The organism is Sinorhizobium sp. BJ1, assembly GCF_002531555.1.
GTDB classification, from domain to species: Bacteria; Pseudomonadota; Alphaproteobacteria; order Rhizobiales; family Rhizobiaceae; genus Sinorhizobium; species Sinorhizobium fredii_B.
Map to the genome: position 1 here is coordinate 71252 of NZ_NWTH01000019.1, position 17474 is coordinate 88725.

General features: G+C 61.3%; 15 protein-coding genes. 7 read left to right on the plus strand and 8 right to left on the minus strand.

Annotation, left to right across the window (positions count from 1 at the left end):
- Window positions 1–96: 96 nt before the first annotated feature.
- From CO676_RS22030 to CO676_RS22050, 5 genes are all read right to left on the minus strand, one after another.
- The gene (locus CO676_RS22030; RefSeq protein WP_097522642.1) at window positions 97–2556 is read right to left on the minus strand and encodes an adenylate/guanylate cyclase domain-containing protein; all 2460 of its coding nucleotides are present in this window, start codon (window positions 2554–2556) and stop codon (window positions 97–99) included.
- An 86-nt stretch (window positions 2557–2642) separates the two neighbouring features.
- Window positions 2643–3737, minus strand: coding sequence for a branched-chain amino acid ABC transporter substrate-binding protein (locus CO676_RS22035; RefSeq protein ID WP_097522643.1), 1095 nt, complete (start codon window positions 3735–3737; stop codon window positions 2643–2645).
- A gap of 106 nt (window positions 3738–3843) precedes the next feature.
- Window positions 3844–4287, minus strand: a complete 444-nt coding sequence (locus tag CO676_RS22040) for a GFA family protein (protein WP_097522644.1) — start codon at window positions 4285–4287, stop codon at window positions 3844–3846.
- Between the two features lie 68 nt (window positions 4288–4355).
- Window positions 4356–4745, minus strand: a complete 390-nt coding sequence (locus tag CO676_RS22045) for a VOC family protein (protein WP_097522693.1) — start codon at window positions 4743–4745, stop codon at window positions 4356–4358.
- A 272-nt stretch (window positions 4746–5017) separates the two neighbouring features.
- Window positions 5018–6265 carry a cation:proton antiporter gene (locus tag CO676_RS22050; RefSeq protein WP_097522645.1) on the minus strand — a complete coding sequence of 416 codons (1248 nt, stop codon included), beginning with the start codon at window positions 6263–6265 and terminating at the stop codon, window positions 5018–5020.
- A 249-nt stretch (window positions 6266–6514) separates the two neighbouring features.
- Here CO676_RS22050 and CO676_RS22055 point away from each other — a divergent pair, with 249 nt between their 5' ends.
- From CO676_RS22055 to CO676_RS22080, 5 genes are all read left to right on the plus strand, one after another.
- The gene (locus CO676_RS22055) at window positions 6515–6739 is read left to right on the plus strand and encodes a hypothetical protein (RefSeq protein ID WP_097522646.1); all 225 of its coding nucleotides are present in this window, start codon (window positions 6515–6517) and stop codon (window positions 6737–6739) included.
- A gap of 370 nt (window positions 6740–7109) precedes the next feature.
- The gene (locus CO676_RS22065; protein ID WP_041413941.1) at window positions 7110–7325 is read left to right on the plus strand and encodes a GcrA cell cycle regulator; all 216 of its coding nucleotides are present in this window, start codon (window positions 7110–7112) and stop codon (window positions 7323–7325) included.
- A 157-nt stretch (window positions 7326–7482) separates the two neighbouring features.
- The gene (locus tag CO676_RS22070) at window positions 7483–8475 is read left to right on the plus strand and encodes a YihY/virulence factor BrkB family protein (RefSeq protein ID WP_097522648.1); all 993 of its coding nucleotides are present in this window, start codon (window positions 7483–7485) and stop codon (window positions 8473–8475) included.
- Between the two features lie 117 nt (window positions 8476–8592).
- A complete protein-coding gene (locus tag CO676_RS22075) occupies window positions 8593–9069 on the plus strand; it encodes a GNAT family N-acetyltransferase (protein ID WP_097522649.1) in 477 nt (158 codons plus the stop codon).
- Window positions 9070–9254: 185 nt separating this feature from the next.
- Window positions 9255–9878: a hypothetical protein gene (locus tag CO676_RS22080; protein ID WP_097522650.1), complete on the plus strand. Its 624-nt coding sequence runs from the start codon at window positions 9255–9257 to the stop codon at window positions 9876–9878.
- A gap of 128 nt (window positions 9879–10006) precedes the next feature.
- On the opposite strand, the gene CO676_RS22085 is transcribed toward CO676_RS22080, so the two are convergent.
- The 3 genes from CO676_RS22085 to CO676_RS22095 form a co-directional block, all read right to left on the minus strand.
- Complete coding sequence (locus CO676_RS22085; protein WP_097522651.1) at window positions 10007–10807, minus strand: ABC transporter ATP-binding protein; 801 nt, start codon at window positions 10805–10807, stop codon at window positions 10007–10009.
- A gap of 17 nt (window positions 10808–10824) precedes the next feature.
- Complete coding sequence (ntrB, locus tag CO676_RS22090; protein ID WP_097522652.1) at window positions 10825–11718, minus strand: nitrate ABC transporter permease; 894 nt, start codon at window positions 11716–11718, stop codon at window positions 10825–10827.
- Window positions 11719–11780: 62 nt separating this feature from the next.
- Complete coding sequence (locus CO676_RS22095) at window positions 11781–13073, minus strand: CmpA/NrtA family ABC transporter substrate-binding protein (protein ID WP_097522653.1); 1293 nt, start codon at window positions 13071–13073, stop codon at window positions 11781–11783.
- 579 nt (window positions 13074–13652) lie between these two features.
- On the opposite strand from CO676_RS22095, the gene CO676_RS22100 reads away from it, so the two are divergent.
- Together CO676_RS22100 and CO676_RS22105 are read left to right on the plus strand one after the other, a co-directional pair.
- Window positions 13653–13916, plus strand: a complete 264-nt coding sequence (locus CO676_RS22100) for a GrpB family protein (RefSeq protein ID WP_097522654.1) — start codon at window positions 13653–13655, stop codon at window positions 13914–13916.
- 391 nt (window positions 13917–14307) lie between these two features.
- Window positions 14308–17463, plus strand: coding sequence for a PAS domain S-box protein (locus tag CO676_RS22105; protein WP_097522655.1), 3156 nt, complete (start codon window positions 14308–14310; stop codon window positions 17461–17463).
- Window positions 17464–17474: the final 11 nt, after the last annotated feature.

Sequence of the window (17474 nt, forward strand, 5' to 3'; positions counted from 1 at the left end):
CCTTGCTCCTTCGGTCGTTGGCGAGAATGCGTGCCTAAGCTGTACCGCTCCAACAAGGGTCGGATGGAACATGTTCCTTGGATGGTGAACAGCCGTTTATCGAGAGAGCCTGTTCAGCGCCTCGCGGAGTGTCGCCGCGGCTTCTTCACGCTCGCCGGACGACATGAGATCGGGCTCCGCATCCAGCTTCAGATGCGGCAACTCCTTGTGGATCGCGTCGCAAGCGGCGGTGACATTGACCGTGAAGTCGACGACCCTGAAGGTCGCGATCGGATAGGCTATGCCCTTGACACGGACTCGTCCCACTTCCTCGCAATGGATCACGTCCTTCACCTGCGCGTAGGTCTCGTAGGAGATGAGGACCGATCCAGGTTCCGCTTCCTGCTCCAGCCGCGCGGCGAGGTTCACGGCGCCGCCGATGATGGTGTAGTCCATCCGATCTTCGCTGCCGAAATTGCCGACGGTGCAGTAATCCGTGTGAATGCCGATGCGGCAGCGGAGCGGCGTTTCTATACCAGCGCTATGCCAGGCATCGCCGAGTTCGGCCATTCGCTTCTGCATTGCAAGCGCCATCGAAACGCAGGCGATCGCTTCTTCCCTGACACCGCGCGTTTCGGGATCTCCGAAGAACATCAGAATGGCATCGCCGACATATTTGTCGATTGTGGCGCCGAAGTTCGAAGCAATCTTCGACATCTCGGTCAGGTACTGGTTGAGGAGCTGGGTGAGCTCTTCGGACTCCATTTTGTCGGTCGTTTCCGTAAATCCGGCAACGTCCGAAAAACAGATCGTCAGCTTCTTGCGCTGACTCGCAATTCTCACGTCCTGTCGGCCGCTGAAGATCGAGTTGTAAACCTGCGGTGCTAGGTATTTGGCAAGCTTGGCGGAGAGCGCTTCGAGCGCTGTCGATTTCTCGGAGAGGTCCTGCTCGTGGCGCTTCAGCTCCGTAATATCCGAGTAGACCGCGACGGTGCCGCCGCCCGAAATCCGGCGTTCGCTAATCTGCACCCAGCGATCCGGCTCGCGTCTCTGGAGGAGCGTCCCGGCCGGGTTGCGATGCGTCTCGAGCCGCTCGGCGATCCATTCGTCCTCCCGCCCGACGGCATCCTCGATCAGGCCGCGTTCTGCCGCCGCGCGGATGATTTCCTCGAAACGCGTCCCGGAGACGACGGCATCATCCATGCCCGGATAGAGAATTTCGCGATAGCGGCTGTTGCAGAGAAGAAGCCGGTCCTCCCCGTCGTAAAGAGCGAAACCTTCGGAAATGCTCTCGATTGCATCGATCAGGCGTTGGCGGGCTTCGGCGACGTCGCGGAGGTTCTTCTCTTCGAACTCGATCGCCGTGTCACGGAAGACACGGAGCGCTTTGGCCAGCCGGCCGATCTCGTCGCTGCCGGTCTCCGGCAACGCCACCCGTAGATTACCGGCGGCAATGGAAAGCATGCTGTGGCTCAGACCTGCGAGACGGGCAAGCAGGTTGCGATCGACATAGAGCCAGACGATCAGTATCGAACTCAGCAGACTGAGCAGGGCGGAGCCGAGCACGATGCCGGTGCCGTAGCGCCGCACTGTCGCCGCTTCCGCGCCCGCCTCGGAGATGTCCCTTTGTGCCGCCGCCACCAGGCGGTCCACGGCAAGCGTAAGCTTGCGCGAGAGCTGATCATTTTCCGCCACCAGCTTTTCGCCTTCGGCCAGGACTGCAAGTTCTTCGCCGCGCGCGTTCGGGATGCTTCCGGAGCCGTCGATCAGCGCCTTGAATTCGTCGACAAGCTGGCGGAAGCGCTTGCGCAACTGCTCGTCGAATTCAGGGGTGACTGCCTCCAGCGCACCGACCGAGCGCTGCAGGGGAAACGAAAGCAACGACAGGTCGCCCGATGTCGGCACGACCGCGGCTTGCTGAAGCGTGTCGTTGATGGCCGCGATCTCCCGCTGCGCCGTCTGTTGCGGAATATAGGCCGCGATCGCCCGCGCCAGATCTCTCGCCGCCGCAGCTTCCGCTTCGGGTGAGAGCGTTGGATCGACCGTGGCTGCCCGCCACCGCGGGACCTTGGAGTTCATCACGAGAATGCCTGGCGCGATGAGGCGCTGACTGGCGTTCGTTGTCGCCGACAAGCGACGCAGCAGCTCCTCCTTCCGTGCGACCGCGGCCAAGCGGGCGGTGACGAGACCATCGAGGGCGTTCAGATTGCGCCGCAGCCCCACTGCCGCGTCTTCGATTTCGGTGACGACCGCCGAACTGAGCGCCGTTCCTTTGAGGGCAGCAAGCAGTTCCTCCAGGCGCGTCATCTCGCTGCCGATTGCGGCCGACACCTCGCTGTGCCGGGCCCTGCTGGTCGAAGCAAGGACTGCCGGGGCGGTGGCAGCGACGCGTTCGGCATGGCGGGAGAGTTCGAGCGATAGAAGGGCGGACGGCGCGCGGCGCTCCGTTACCCGTTCAAGCACCTGGCTCAGTTGGAGGAAGGCGTACAGGGCGCCCGCGGTCGAAAGCACCGCAAAGGCACTGATGCCGAAGAAGGCGAACAGAAGACGACCGCGAATGCCGAGACGATCAAGCATCGCGGCAACCCCTCGCTCCGGCTGAGGCGGTCAACATCGTCTGCACGGATTTCTTCTCAAATGCGAGCTGCTGCGGTCAACGCTGGTTACTCCAGCGGCACGTACTCGCCACCCTTCCAAACATACCACACCCAGTTCTGAACGGTGAGATCGCCCTTATCGTCGAAATCGATGCGACCGAGCACCGTATCGAACTGATGTTTGCGCAGCGCCGCGATGACTTTCTGCGGTTCGAGCGATCCCGCCTTCTGAACCGCCTGCGCCCACACCTCGGCAGCGCCGTAGCTGTGCAATGTCCAGGAGTCCGGCTCGAAATTCTCGGCCCGGAAGCGCTCGACGACGTCCGCCGCCTCGGCATTGCGACGCGGGTCGGCAACGAAAGTGAAGAGGGTTCCTTCGGCGGCCGGGCCGGCGATGAGGCCGAATGCCTCGGTCGCCGTATCGTCACCCGAGATGACCTGCACCGGATAGGCGCGCTCGCGCGCTGCACGAACCATAAGAGCTGCTTCCGTATGATAGCCGCCGAGATAGAGCACCGCGATCCCTGCCGTCTGCACGGCCGCGATCTCGGCCGAGTAGTCGTCCTTCCCCGGCTCGTAGCTTTGGTAGATCGCTTCGTTGACACCGCGCTTGTTCAGTTGCTTCCTCGTCTCTTCGGCGAGACCCTTGCCATAGGTCGTGCCGTCGTGAAGGATAGCGATCTTCTTGTCACCCCAGTGATCGGCCAGGTAATTGCCCGCCTTCAGGCCCTGTGCATCGTCACGGCTGCACACCCGGAAGACGTTGGCGTGGCCTTGCTCGGTCAACGTCGGATTGGTTGAGGACGGCGAAATCTGCAGCACCCCGGCCTTGGCGTAAATCTTGGATGCGGGGATCGACGCTCCGGAGCAGTAGTGTCCGACAACGAAGACGGCTTTGTCGGCGACCAGCTTCTGGGCGGCGGCAACGGCCTGCTGTGGATCGCAGAAATCGTCCGCCACGATCAGTCGGATCTGCTGGCCGAGCACGCCGCCGGCGGCATTGATCTGAGCGACGGCCATTTCGGCGCCGCGCTTCAACTGCGTGCCGGTCCAGGCAAGCTTTCCCGTCATCGGCCCGGCGACGCCGATTAGAACTTCCGCTTGAACCGGAAAGCCGAGCGCATAGGCCAGGACGAGAGCGAATACGTGAGGTCGGCGCATGGTGCCTCCTCGTCGAAATATACTCTCGATAGTGGGGTGCTGCTACTTGTCTATGTCGGCAGCCCTCAGGATCCGGGATGCGGCGCCGAAGATCTCAGCTTGGCGTTCAGCGATTGATCGGCGGCCCATCCGCGACGTGAGCCCAATATTGCGGCAGGTCGTCGGTGATCGTGAACCAGGGCGCTTTCGAGCCGACGAAAATGTGCTCGCTCGGCCGGATCGTCGGTTCGTCGGCGAGCGAGCCGAGCGCGACATGCACATAAGCGCCATCGCGGACGACCGAATAGAGAAAAGATGCGCACCGGCCGCAGCGGGCGTCGTGCGCGTTGTCGTCGCCGTAGAACCGGAGTTGATCGGCCCCTTCGGTCACAGCGAATTGCTCGCGCTCGATGCCTGCAAACGGCTTGAAGGCGGACCCGGTCGTCCGCCGGCAATCCGTGCAATGGCAGTTTGCCGCATAACGGAACGCGTCGGTGACGGCATAGTGAACAGCGCCGCACAGGCACCGTCCGGCAAGCATGCGGGCGCTCTGGTGTGTCGTATCTGTCATATGGTCCTCGTACAGAACAACGCTTCGTGCCGAAACGAGCCGAAGCGGGAGATGGATAGGTTCGTCGCTCAGCGCAGTTCCTGAGCGATTTCCCAGACATGGCCGGAGGGATCCGCAAATGCTGCGGTGCGGCGTCCCCAAGGGCGATCGATAGGGCCGTTCAGCAGCCTCACGCCTCGACCTTCAAGGCTGGCGCATACAGCGTCTACATCGGGGACCTTGATCGTGAGCAGCACACGCGCGCCCGAATTCACGGGCGCCACCGGCAAGGGTTCGACGAGCTCTGGCGCCTGCGAGGCATGGAGCAGATTGATCATGGCGCCGTCGAACTTCAGGACACAGGAGACTTCATCCTGGTACACCACTTCCGGGTCAAAAACCTTCTGGTAAAAGGCTTTTGCCCCGTCGATCTCATCGACAAACAGGGTCACGACTTCAAGCGCATTGAGCAATGACAAGCGTCCCTCCTTAAACAGCTCAGCGGCGCCGAGCTGAACGTGCGTCGGTCGGACCACAACAAGAGGCAGCTGCGGCCTCCACTCCGACAAGGTAAGAGCTTTCGCAACGAATGTTCAAGGTTGCAGGTGTGAGGAGAACATCGTCAGGTCGAGACGTTCCACGAGGCAGCAGGCCGGGCCGTCATTCGCCGCCATCTGCCGAGGGGATGCATTCATTGCTGCTAAATGCGTGCTCCCCGGCGGGATCTGGGACTTCGACAGGGCCTGTGGCTTCACCCGCTAGGCCTTGCAGCGACTCTCCGCCGCCTGTCGAGCCAGCGCATCGCCGGAGTGACGGTCAGCCCGTGCGTGACGATGGAGATCAGCACGATCAAGGCGACAGCGGACCACATTACGCCAAGATCCTCGAAGCGGGCCATCCCGGTTGCAAATGCGAGATAATAGATCGAGCCGAGGCCGCGGATCCCGAACACGGCGATGGCGGCCCTTTCTCCCTTGGGCAAGGTCGAGGGCAGGCTCACCCATCCGGTGGCCGGTCGGGCGATCGCCAGGACAAACAGGGCAAAGGCGACGACCCGCCAATCGAGGTCGGCGATGAATTGCCCAAGGCTCACGGCAGCTCCGAAACAGACGAGAAGCACCATCATCAGCAGCCTTTCGATCTGTTCGGAAAAGTCGTGAAGTTCCTTATGAAATTCGTGGTGTCGCTCGATGGTGCGGAAGGAGAGAGCGGCGACGAACACAGCAACGAAACCGTAGCCGTGGACGAGTTCTGTCAGACTGTAGGCTAGGCAGGTAATCCCCAATGCGACGAAGCCGTCGCCTGTGCGTACGAGCGCCGCCCCTTTCGGCAGGCGAAATGTGGCAAAGCCTAACACCTTGCCAATGATCCACCCCATTACGACCCCGGCAAGGAGCCGCCACAAAACGTCGAGGAGCAGCCAATCGGCGAACCAATCGGGCTGATCGGAGGCGAGTGCGATCGCGATTGCCAAGTAGACGAATGGGAAGCTCAGGCCGTCGTTCAAGCCGGCTTCGGATGTGAGTGCGAACCGAACCTCGTCCTCCGTCCCGGTCTGCGGCGGCCCCACCTGGACATCGCTCGCCAAGACCGGATCGGTCGGCGCCAGACAGGCGGCCAGCAGAATGGCCGACGCAGCACCAAGACCCAGAATCAGGGAGGCGCCGGCGGCCATCACGGCGATGCCCAACGGCATCGCAATTCCCAGAAGCCGCCAAGTGAGAACCCAACTGTGCAGGCCGATGGGGCGATCGATCTTCAGTCCCGCACCCATCAGTGCAACGATGACGGTGAACTCTGTCATATGCTCTATGACAAATCGGCTGTCGAATGAGGCGAGATCGACGAGCGGTGTAAGGATGGTGTGTCCGGCGAGAGCGCCGATTGCGATGCAGAAGATGGGTAGTGAAAGCGGCAGGCGGCGAAAGACCATGGGAATCCAGGCGGTGAGCAGGATCACCAGCCCGAGGAGTCCAAGCGTTACGTCGTAACGTTCCATTTATCCCGCACCTCAGCGGCTTGACGCGTTGAGAGCTGGATCGGAATCGAGGGTTTTTGGGGTGTTGGTGGACATGATGGCTCCGATAACGCGCGGCAGGATCAATCGGAAACGCGTCCGTCAGGCGTGTCGTTCCCCGTCGGCAGCCCACAGCGTTCGCTGATGAAACGGAGATCTGGAATCAGGAGCATGGCGCACCAATATCATAGGATGATCAACAAAGTTCTTTGATTGGAGAATCAAAGGGAAATGCGCATGCGCTTTTCGGATCTCGCCATTGACGATCATGAAATCTCGATGCTCCGGCGCGTTCATGTCTATGCATGTTCCTCTAGGGAGCTGGAGCCGGAAAGTGAGGAGGGTGCGAAGATAGGCAGGATGCTTTTTCACCTTTATCAGCAGGGTGTAAGGAGCGAGCTCGCCCTGGTGCGGATGTTGACGGGCAATACCGTTCCCGGAATAGAGGCCGATTAACCGTTCTGTACACCTTCCACATGAGCGCCTCGCCCTAAGGGGAGGGGCGTCCTTTTAGCTGGGCGTCGGAAAGCTGGCGCAACGGTGCGCCCACGCGCGTGAACAATTGCGATTCTAAAGCGTTTACTTTCAACCTCACAACGACGTGGAGGAAGTAGCATGCGTCGCGACATGCAGCGTTACATGATGATCGAACTGATCGCGCTCATCGCTGCGCTTGCCGTGGTCGCCGCGGTCATGGTCGTCACGCTGCTTCCGGGCTGACAGATGGCACAGGTCGGGCGCGGCGTCGATCTCCGAGAACCTGATCGGAAGGTCGGTCGGGCTCGACGAAAAATGTAGCGCGAAAAATGTAGCGCGCAAGTCACCGATGAACGAGTACCAGAGAGAATTCATCTCGGCAAACGCTTATGATGTGCAGCGCTTGCCCTTTGCAAAACGCCTCGAGGAGCTGTCGCCTGGCGAGTGCATCTGGCCGATCAACAGCGGCGGCCCGTATCTTTTTTGCGCCGCCAAGGCTGTCGGAAAATACTGTCCGCATCATAAGGCAAGGCTGATCCAGAAGAGAGGTCCCCATTCCCCTTGAACGAGCGTTGCCGTGTCCCGCAAATGGATTGTCGGGGTGCGCAGTGCGCCCTCCCTTGATGGCCAAATCCGTGCAAGCACCGGAACAAGCAGTTTTCCCGAGCGTTGGGCATATCGCGGGTATATGAGGCTCAGAAAAAAGCACCGGACGCTCCTCTATGAGCCCAAGAGAGGCCGATCTTACAAAAACCTTGGAAGCCGCCGAGCCGGGCAGGGGGCGCAGTGCAGCCGTGCCGGAACAAATACCGGCGAAGGGCCTGCGTGACGTATTTTGGCGGGTGATGTCGGAGATCTCCGAGGAGCGCGTCTTCCTGATCGCGGCAGGGGTCAGCTTCTACCTTCTGCTGGCGCTGTTTCCGGCTTTGGGTGCGCTGGTCTCGCTTTACGGGTTCATCGCGGACCCGTCCGACATCGGAACCCATACGGCGGTATTGGACGAGCTCTTGCCGCCCGGCTCCTACGCTATGATCACGGATCAGCTGAAGGCTCTTACCACGCAGAAGACATCGACCCTCAGCCTCGGCTTTATCGGCGGCCTGTTGATCTCTCTGTGGAGTGCGGCCAACGGCATTTCGGCGCTGTTTGACGCCATGAACGTCGCCTATGGAGAAAAAGAGAAGAGAGGCATTGTATCAAGAACGCTCTTGTGCCTCGCCTTCACCTTTGCGGCACTGCTCTTTGCCGTCGTCCTCATCGTGGCGATCGGCGTCATTCCGGCTTTGCTTGCCTATCTTTGGTTGGATCGCTGGATCGAGATCCTGACCAGGGTGGCGAGATGGCCAGCCATTCTGCTCCTCGGCACCCTCGGCACTGTCCTGATCTATCGCTACGGGCCGAGCCGCGAGCGGGCGAAACTGCGGTGGCTGAACTGGGGTGCCGTATTCAGCACGTTGTTGTGGCTGGCGGCTTCATGGTTGTATTCCTACTATCTGGAAAATTTCGCGAACTACAATGCGACCTACGGCGCGCTTGGCGCGCTGGTCGGTTTCATGATGTGGGTCTGGATTTCCATGGTGATCCTGATCACAGGCGCTCTCCTCAACGCCGAGCTCGAACATCAGACTGCTGTCGATTCCACCACAGGAGAACCGTTGCCGATGGGTAAACGCGGTGCCTACGTCGCCGATACGCTCGGAAAGGCCGCGGACTAGACTTGCGAGCACCGGCGGTAGAATCCTGTTGGGAGGCGCATTCCCATTCATGATTGAGCATTGCGAAGCCTTTCCTTCGATGCCTGTAACTTGAGCTTTTTGCGTGGAGCCGGTGGAATGAATGCCGATAAATCTCGACCGGTGCGGCTTGGGCGTGAACTCGCCGATGAAGCGGCGCGCGTGCTGCGAGTTTCATTCGATGAACGCCTTCCGTCGCTTGCGGGGCTCCACACGCCGGAAGAGGACAGCTGGTTCTTCAGGAACAGAGTATTTCAGGACTGTTCCGTCTGGGGAATATTCGGTGGCGATGGATTGGTCGGCATCGTTGCGTTCCGGCCGGGATGGATCGATCAGCTCTATGTTTTGCCGGCGCATCAAGGTCGTGGTCTTGGAGCATCGCTTCTGAGGGTCGCTCGGACGGGCGCCTGTGAGCTGTCGCTCTGGACCTTTCAACGCAACTGGGGAGCGCGGCGCTTCTACGAGAACCATGGCTTCGTCGCAGTCGAGGAGACGGACGGCAGCCGGAACGAAGAGAGGGAGCCCGACGTCCTCTACCGGTGGGTGGCAGAGAAGAGGGAAGCCGGCTCCGTTTGACGCAATGGTCGTGCGGCTCGAACGGAGCTGAGGTGGTGCACGTAGCGCCGACCAGAACCCGCCCACGTGGCGGGAGAAGGACTCGCGGCAGGCGCATTGCGTCCGGCTTCCTCACGAGATTTCGATTTTACGCTCGCCCGTGCAGGCAATACGCTGATACCTCGGAAATCCAAGGGAGGTTCGCCATGAAACGCATGGCACTAATTGCGACCCTATTGACCTGTTCGGTCGTCTCAGCCAATGCCCAGGACACGTCGATGAGCTTCTTTGTCACCAGCGCGAATCCGGGCAAGGGTGGCGATCTCGGCGGACTTGCTGGCGCCGACGCACATTGTGGCGCGCTTGCGACCGCCGGCGGCTCAACGGGCAAGACCTGGCGGGCCTATCTGTCCACCGATAGCGAGAACGCCAAGGATCGCATCGGTGCGGGACCTTGGCACAATGCCAAGGGCGAGAAGATCGCCGACGATGTCGCCTCGTTGCACGGCGATAACAACAATCTGACCAAACAAACTGCGCTCAATGAAAAGGGCGAGGTCATCAACGGGCGGGGCGACACCCCGAACCGCCATGACATCCTGACAGGCACCAGGCCGGATGGAACCGCTGCCGCCGAAACCTGCGGCAACTGGACCATGGGCGGTGCGGAGGGTGCTGCAATCGTTGGTCACAGCGACCGCACCGGTTTGGACGACTCGGCGGCGGCCAAATCGTGGAACTCTTCACATCCGACGCGCGGTGGCTGCACGATAGAGGCCTTCAAGAGCACCGGCGGGGACGGCCTCTTCTATTGCTTCGCCGCCAATTGAGCGTCGACTGAACTGCGGTGTCTTCGGGTATCCACGTGGGCTAAAAGGCACGGCCTCTGATCTCACGACATCTGCTGCATGTTCCTTAAAATCTAAGCCGATTTTAAGGAACATGCAAAACGGGGCAGTCACTCCGCAGCTTCGACGAAGCGATGGCGCTCGTAGAGGAACTTGAGCACCGCTTCGCGACATTTCAGATAGGTTCGGTCGGAGGCGAGTTCGATGCGCCGGCGTGGGCGGGCGAGCGGCACATCGAGGATTTCGCCGATACGTGCCGACGGCCCATTGGTCATCATCACGATCCGGTCGGAAAGCAGGACCGCTTCGTCGACGTCATGGGTGATCATCAGGACGGTATTGGCAAGCGTCGCGTGGATCTGCATGACCTGGTCCTGCAGATGCGCCCGGGTCAACGCGTCGAGCGCGCCGAACGGTTCGTCGAGAAGCAGCACCTTCGGCTCCATGGCAAGCGCCCGCGCGATACCGACACGCTGCTTCATGCCGCCGGAGATCTCAGAGGGGCGCTTGTCGCCGGCATGCGCCATCTGCACCAGCTCGAGGTTGCGCATGGTCCATTCATGGCGTTCCTGCTTGTTGCGCTTCGCAGAGAACACCTTGTCGACGGCGAGCCGGACGTTTTCATAGACCGTCAGCCACGGCAGCAGCGAGTGGTTCTGGAAGACGACAGCGCGATCCGGTCCCGGCGCGTCGACGACCTTGTCGTCGAGCAGCACCACGCCGGTTGTCGCCTGCGTCAACCCGGCGACGACATTGAGCAGGGTCGACTTGCCGCAGCCGGAATGGCCGATGATCGAGATGAACTCGCCCTTGTCTACAGCAAGGGAGACCTGCTTCAGAACTTCGGTGCGCGTGCCGCCGCGTTCGAAGGTCTTGTCGATGAGTTCAAGCGAAAGATAGCTCTTGGCCATGGAAGGCCTCCTTTTCTTTAGGCGCTTGCTGTGCCGCGAGTTATGGCGCGACCGATCAGCGCGATGAGGCGATCGAGCAGGAAGCCGACGATGCCGACATAGATCAGCGCCACGATGATGTCGCTGATCAGCGACGAGTTCCAGGCGTCCCAGATGAAGAAGCCGATGCCGACGCCACCGATCAGCATCTCGGCCGCCACGATCGCCAGCCAGGAGAGACCGATGCCGATCCTAAGGCCGGTGAAGATGTAGGGGGCAGCGGCCGGCAGCATGATCTTGCCGAAATATTCGAAACCGTTCAGTCGCAGCACCTTGGCGACGTTTTGGTAATCCTGCGGAATGTTGCGGATGCCGACCGCGGTGTTGATGATGATCGGCCAGATCGCCGTGATGAAGATGACGAAGATTGCCGAAGGGGTGCCGTCCTGGAAGGCGGCGAGCGAAAGCGGCAGCCAGGCGAGCGGCGGCACGGTGCGCAGCACTTGGAAGATCGGATCGAGGCCGCGCATCGCGAGGGCGCTCTGGCCGACGAGCGTCCCAAGCGCGACGCCGACCGCCGCAGCCATGGCGTAGCCGAGCGCGACGCGCTGCAGGCTAGCGAATACGTGCCAGAACAGACCCTGATCGACACCCTGACCGATGTAGAAGGGATGTGCGATCAGCTCCCAGCTTTCCTCGATGACGCGCGACGGGGCCGGCAGGCTCGATTCAGGCGACGAGCAGATGAGCTGCCAGGCAAGGGTGAAGAACGTCAGTGTGACGAGCAGCGGCAAGAGGTTGGTGACAGTCTGGGTGACAAAGCGCGACAGGCGGTCATCGATGCCGCGGCTCGCCGTCTGCCCGAGAGCGATGACCTGAGCCGAAGTCTGCGGCGTCGCCTGCGGTTTGAGCTTGAGATTGGTGACGGACATGCCGTTCTCCTACGGGTTTGATCGAAGGCAGCCGGTTTGGGGACCCGGCTGCCGTTGCGGGATCAGGCGATGCGGCTGATTGCCAGGCTCTTCAGGTACGCTTCCGGATTTGCGGGATCGAAGACCTTGCCGTCGAAGAAGGTCTCCGGCCCGCGCGAGGTGGAGGCCGGGATGTCGGCGACGCCGAGGTCCTTTGCCGCTTCGCGCCAGATGTCCTCGCGGTTGACCTTGGCGATCAGCCCCTTGATGTCCGTATCCGGCGCGAGCTTGCCCCAGCGGATGTTCTCGGTGAGGAACCATGCGTCATGGCTCTGGAACGGGTAGGACGCGTGGTCGCGCCAGAACTTCATGAAGTGCGGGCTGTTCTCGACGTCCCTGCCGTTGCCGTAGTCGTATTCGCCTTTCAACCGATCGACGATGTCCTTGGGCGGCACGTTGAACCAGCTGCGCTTGCCGACGATCTTGGCTAGCTCGTCCTTATTCGCCATGTCGTCGCACCACTGCGCGGCTTCCTCGACGGCCATGACCAGCGCCTTGGCGGCGCGCGGGTTTTTCTCGACCCAGTCGGCGCGCATGGCGAAGGACTTCTCCGGATGCTTGGCCCAGATCTCGGCAGTATTGACGGCGGTGTAGCCGATCTTCTGGTTGACGAGTTGCTCGTTCCAGGGTTCGCCGACGCAGAAACAGTCCATGGTGCCGACCTTCATGTTGGCGACCATCTGCGGCGGCGGGACGACGATGGTCTCGACATCCTTGTCCGGGTCGATGCCGGCGGCGGCGAGCCAGTAGCGGATCCAGAGGTCGTGCGTGCCGCCCGGGAAGGTCATGGCGACCTTGGCGGCCTCGCCACCGGCCTTCTTCTTGGCGAAGGCGTCTTTCAGCACCGAGGCGTCGAGGCCGACCTTCAGATCGGCATAGGCCGCGCCGACCGAGATCGCCTGCGCGTCGAGATTAAGGCGGGCAAGGATCGCCATCGGCAGCGGCTGGTTGTTCTGGGTCACCTTGCCGGTCGAGATGAGATAGGGCATCGGCGTCAGGATATGGGCGCCATCGATTCCGGCGCCGGCCGAGCCGAGCACCAGGTTGTCGCGGGTCGTGCCCCAGGAGGCCTGCTTCACCACCTCGACCTCGGTCATACCGTACTTGTCGAAGAAGCCCTTTTCCTTGGCGATGATGAGCGGGGCGGAATCGGTAAGAGCGATGAAGCCGAGCACGGCCTTTGCAGTCTCCGGACCGGCGCCCTGAGCGAAGGCCCCGGTGGGAAGGAGCGTCCTTGCCGCACCGACCATGGCGGCCGTCGCGGTCGTCTTGAGCAGGCTGCGGCGGGTGAGACCGCCGATCGAAGTCTTGGTCATGCGCACGTTCCCTCAATTTGGTGGCCGGTCGAAAACCGACAAAAAAAACGCCGCTCGAACATTGCGCTCCTGGGACTGGTAGGAATCCCTTTGGATGCAAAGCCCTTGCGACGCCGGTGTCCTTGGCAGGCGCTATCGACGCCTGAGCTCGCTTCAAATCGCCGTTGACCGAAGCAAGTATAGAAAAGCAAGTGCCGTGCCAGTTCCGGGAATTACGCACCATATAATTGAAATTAAAGGAGAAAATCCGTCTTTTGAACATGCTCAATAAATGGGCATCAGCTTTTACTGATGAAGTATTGTGCGTTGCAGCAAGGCGGATCTCCGTGCCCGCACAAACAAGCAGCGCCGCCGCTCGTCGAGCGAAGCCGGTGGATGGCCTTTTGCAGCGACGACCAGCCCTGATCAGGCGGATTGATCGGGCGTGCAAAGCCTGATCGTTAGGGCACCTTCGGCTTTAGGTTTGAGAGCTGATCATGACATCGGAGGAAGGGAAGGGTAGGCGGGCCTCGATGGACATTTGTTTCCGAGGTCGTACGAATCTGGCCCGGTCGTGGCGCGAGATCCGAACGGCGACCCGTGAACGCAATAAAGCTCCTTGATTGTGATCCGGCATGGCCTGGTCTTTTCGAAGACCAGAAGCTCCGGATACTGGAATCAATCGCCGAGATAGTCGATGACATTCACCATGTCGGCAGCACCTCGGTGGCCGGCCTCAGCGCAAAACCCAATATTGACATTGATGCAGTGCTTCACAGCGATGCCGCGGTCACTGAGGCCGTCCTCCGAACGCTCATGGCCTCAACCACGCTTCACGTCGCCAGTCTTCCTTCCAAACGTTGACGTTTGACCAGCCTCCCAAGAGGCGACGACTGTCGCATCTCTAACTGGCTCATATGTCGCATCTCTAAACTGCCGCTACACAACAAGATCGCATAAGCTAAATTATGGAACTTGGCCGCTGATCGTTTGTGTTGAGCCAGATCAGCCTCCTCATCGCCGATTGACCTCGTCAAACGGGAAGCAGGATGAGGACAAACGAACGTCGATACTACTAACGCCAAAATCGCCATCATCCACGACGAGCGACCTCTCACTACCTCCATCGACGCCAACTCTGAGCCCATCACCGGACTTTCGCCGGGTAGCGAGCCGCGGATTGCCGACGGGCAGCCATGGGAGCAATATAAGTAGCATAGAATATTCATCTGGCTGCCTGGGGAACTCGGCAATCATGTTGCGACACCGTTTGATCTTCCCTGTCGCCGGCGTCGTTCTCGTTCTAAGTCTGGTCCTGGCCGGTCTATGGTTTTGGACGGGAAACGCCATTGTCTCGGTCATGTCCGAGCGCCTGATCCGAGACGTGACGCAAGCTGTGCATCGCGACGTCGATCATTTGGTGCGCGGTGCCGACAAGGCGGTATCGCGGTTGGCTAACGGTCTTGTTCGTCACGACCTGTCACTGAGCGACCCGCATGCTGTTGCGCGAGAGCTCCATGCATTGCTGGACGAGGAACCCGATATCGACTGGATGTTTTTCGGCAACGAGGCCGGCGGGCTTGTTTCGGTCGGGCGACTGGCAGACTCGAACCCCGTGTTTCTGATGACTGATAACTTTCGCGCCGGCGCCGTGCGAGAGTTCGAAGCTTTGCCAAGCGGCAGGATCGGCCGTTTGCGAAAGTCGGAAGGCGCGTTCGATGCTCGTCGGAGGATCTGGTACTCGAAGGCGAAGGAGACGGGCGAACGGTACTGGACCGAGCCCTATCTCGGTCTCGTCGAGCCGATACTGGGTATCTCGCTCTCCGCCCCGGTGTTGGACAGGAACGGCAACTTCGTCGGTGTGTGCGGGATCGATCTCATCCTGGCCCAACTTTCCAGGTTCTTGCAGACGCTCGAGATCGGCGAGAACGGGCGGGCTTTCATCATCGACGCCAGCGGACATTTGATCGGCGCGTCCGGAGGAGTGTCGCCCGTCACAATCGGAGCGGACGGCGGACATCTGCGCCTGCAGGCGTCGGAAGCAACCGATCCCATCGTTCGTGAAACCGCGCGCTATCTTGGGCGGCATGCCGGCGTCGCCGGGTCCTCGTCAGCGGGACCGCATGTGTTTTCTTTCAGTGACCCTGAGCGCGGCCGGATCTATGCGGCGGTTGATCGCGTTGACGGGCCTGGCGCTCTTGACTGGACCATCATCTCGGCGGTGCCAGCCGCGGATTTCCTGAGGCCGGTCTATCGTGCAGCCTATCTCTCGATCGGCGTCGGCGCGGTCATCGTCGCCGTCTTCGTCCTCCTCGGACTAGGGCTGGTTGGACGCACCTTGCGGCCGCTGACTGCCCTGACCCAGGCAGCGCACGCGATCGCAAAGGGGGACTGGCGAGACGTGCCCGAACTGCGCCGGAACGATGAAGTCGGCCTGCTTGCCCAGGCGTTCACTCTCATGACGTCCCGTCTCAAGGAGACATTGGAGGGCCTGCGGCGAAGCGAGGCCAATTTCGCAGAAGCTCAACGCGTTGCCCATGTTGGCTATTGGGAGCGTGATCTCAGCACCGACTGTCTCACTTGGTCGGACGAGACATACCGCATCTTCGGGCTGACACCGCGCGCGACGGCGGTCGTCAGTCTTGCCGAAGCGGGTGAGCGGATACATCCGGAAGACCGGTCGTTCTGGAGCCAGGCCGCGGCCAAGGCAGTGCGTGGCGAATCTCGCTACGACCTGGAGTACCGAATCGTGAGGCCTACCGGCGAGGTGCGCATCGTCCACAGCCAGGGCGATCTGACAAGAGAGGCGTCGGGCCGGCCGCGCAGCATGTTTGGCACAATCCAGGACATTACCGAACGCAAGCGGGTGGAAGGGGCACTGCGAGACAGCGAGGAGCAGTGGAGAGCTGTATTTGAGAACAATCCGACGATGTACTTCATGGTGGACGCGACCGGCACCATCGTGTCGGTCAATCCCTTTGGGGCGGAGCAGCTCGGCTACACGGTCGACGAACTGATCGGCCGTCCCGTACAGGACATCTTTCACGAGGCGGATCGCGACGCCGTCCAGAGGCATGCGGCCACCTGTCTCGAACATCTCGGCCGCGCCATGAGCTGGGAGCTGCGCAAGTTTCGCAAGGACGGCTCGATGCTCTGGGTCCGCGAGACGGCAAGAGCGATGGTGATCAAGAAGCGACCCGTCATCCTGATCGTTTGCGAGGACATCACCGAGCGCAAGCGCGCCGAAGAGGCCGCCCGGCGGAGTGAAGAGGAGCTTCGCGAGGTCATCGAGACAGTTCCGGCGATGGTGTGGACCGCCCTGCCCGACGGCCGTGTCGACTTCATCAATCGACGTTGGCAGGAATTCACAGGCTTGTCCCTGGAGGGATCGTTTGCGGAGAACTGGAAGCCCGAATCCCGGTTTCACCCAGACGACCTTGAGCAGTACATGTCGAAGTGGCGTATGTCCTTGGCCACGGGCCGCCCCTTCGAGGCCGAGGTGCGTATCTGTCGTGCGTCCGACGGCGAATATCGTTGGTGGTTCGAAAGTGCCGTACCGCTCCGGGAGGAGCACGGAGACATTCTCAAATGGTATGGATTTCTCGTCGACATTGAGGACCGAAAGCGGGCCGAGGAGGCGCTGCAGAAGGCGCAGGCGGAGCTCGCGCATGTCACACGCGTGACGACGATGGGCGCGCTGACCTCCTCCATTGCCCACGAGGTCAACCAGCCGCTGGCCGCCGTGGTGACCAATGCGAACGCCGCCCTGCGCTGGCTCGCGACCCAGCCCCCCAACCTCGACGAAGCCCGCGAGACGCTGGGGCGTATCGTCCGGGATGGCCATCGGGCCGGCGAGGTGATCGGCCGGGTGCGCGCGCTCCTCAAGAAGACAGCCAGCGTCACGGCACAGGTGGACCTGAACGGCCTCATCGAAGAGTCGGTAGTCCTCGTTCATGAGGAGGTTCGCCGTCAGCGCGTCTTGCTGCGAACCGAACTGGCGCACGAGCTCGCGCCAGTTGCAGGCGACCGGGTCCAGTTGCAGCAGGTCATTTTGAACCTGGTGATGAACGGCATCGAATCCATGAAGAAGGTGGCGGACCGGCCACGCGAGTTGCTGATCAGGTCCCGAGCCGACACATCCGGTGCCGTGCTGGTCGAAGTACAGGACACCGGCGTCGGGTTGGAGCCGCAGAGCCTGGAGCAGGTGTTCGAGGCGTTTTATACGACGAAAGCGGAGGGTCTGGGCATGGGCTTGGCCATCTGCCGTTCGATCATCGAGGCGCACGGGGGGCGGCTATGGGCCGGGGCGAACGAGCCTTGGGGCGCTGTATTTCAGTTCGCCCTGCCTTCAGACCCGGACGAGAGCGCTTGTACAGCGCCGGGCGAGCGGGCCGGCCAAACGCCGCCATGAGGTGGTCGGTC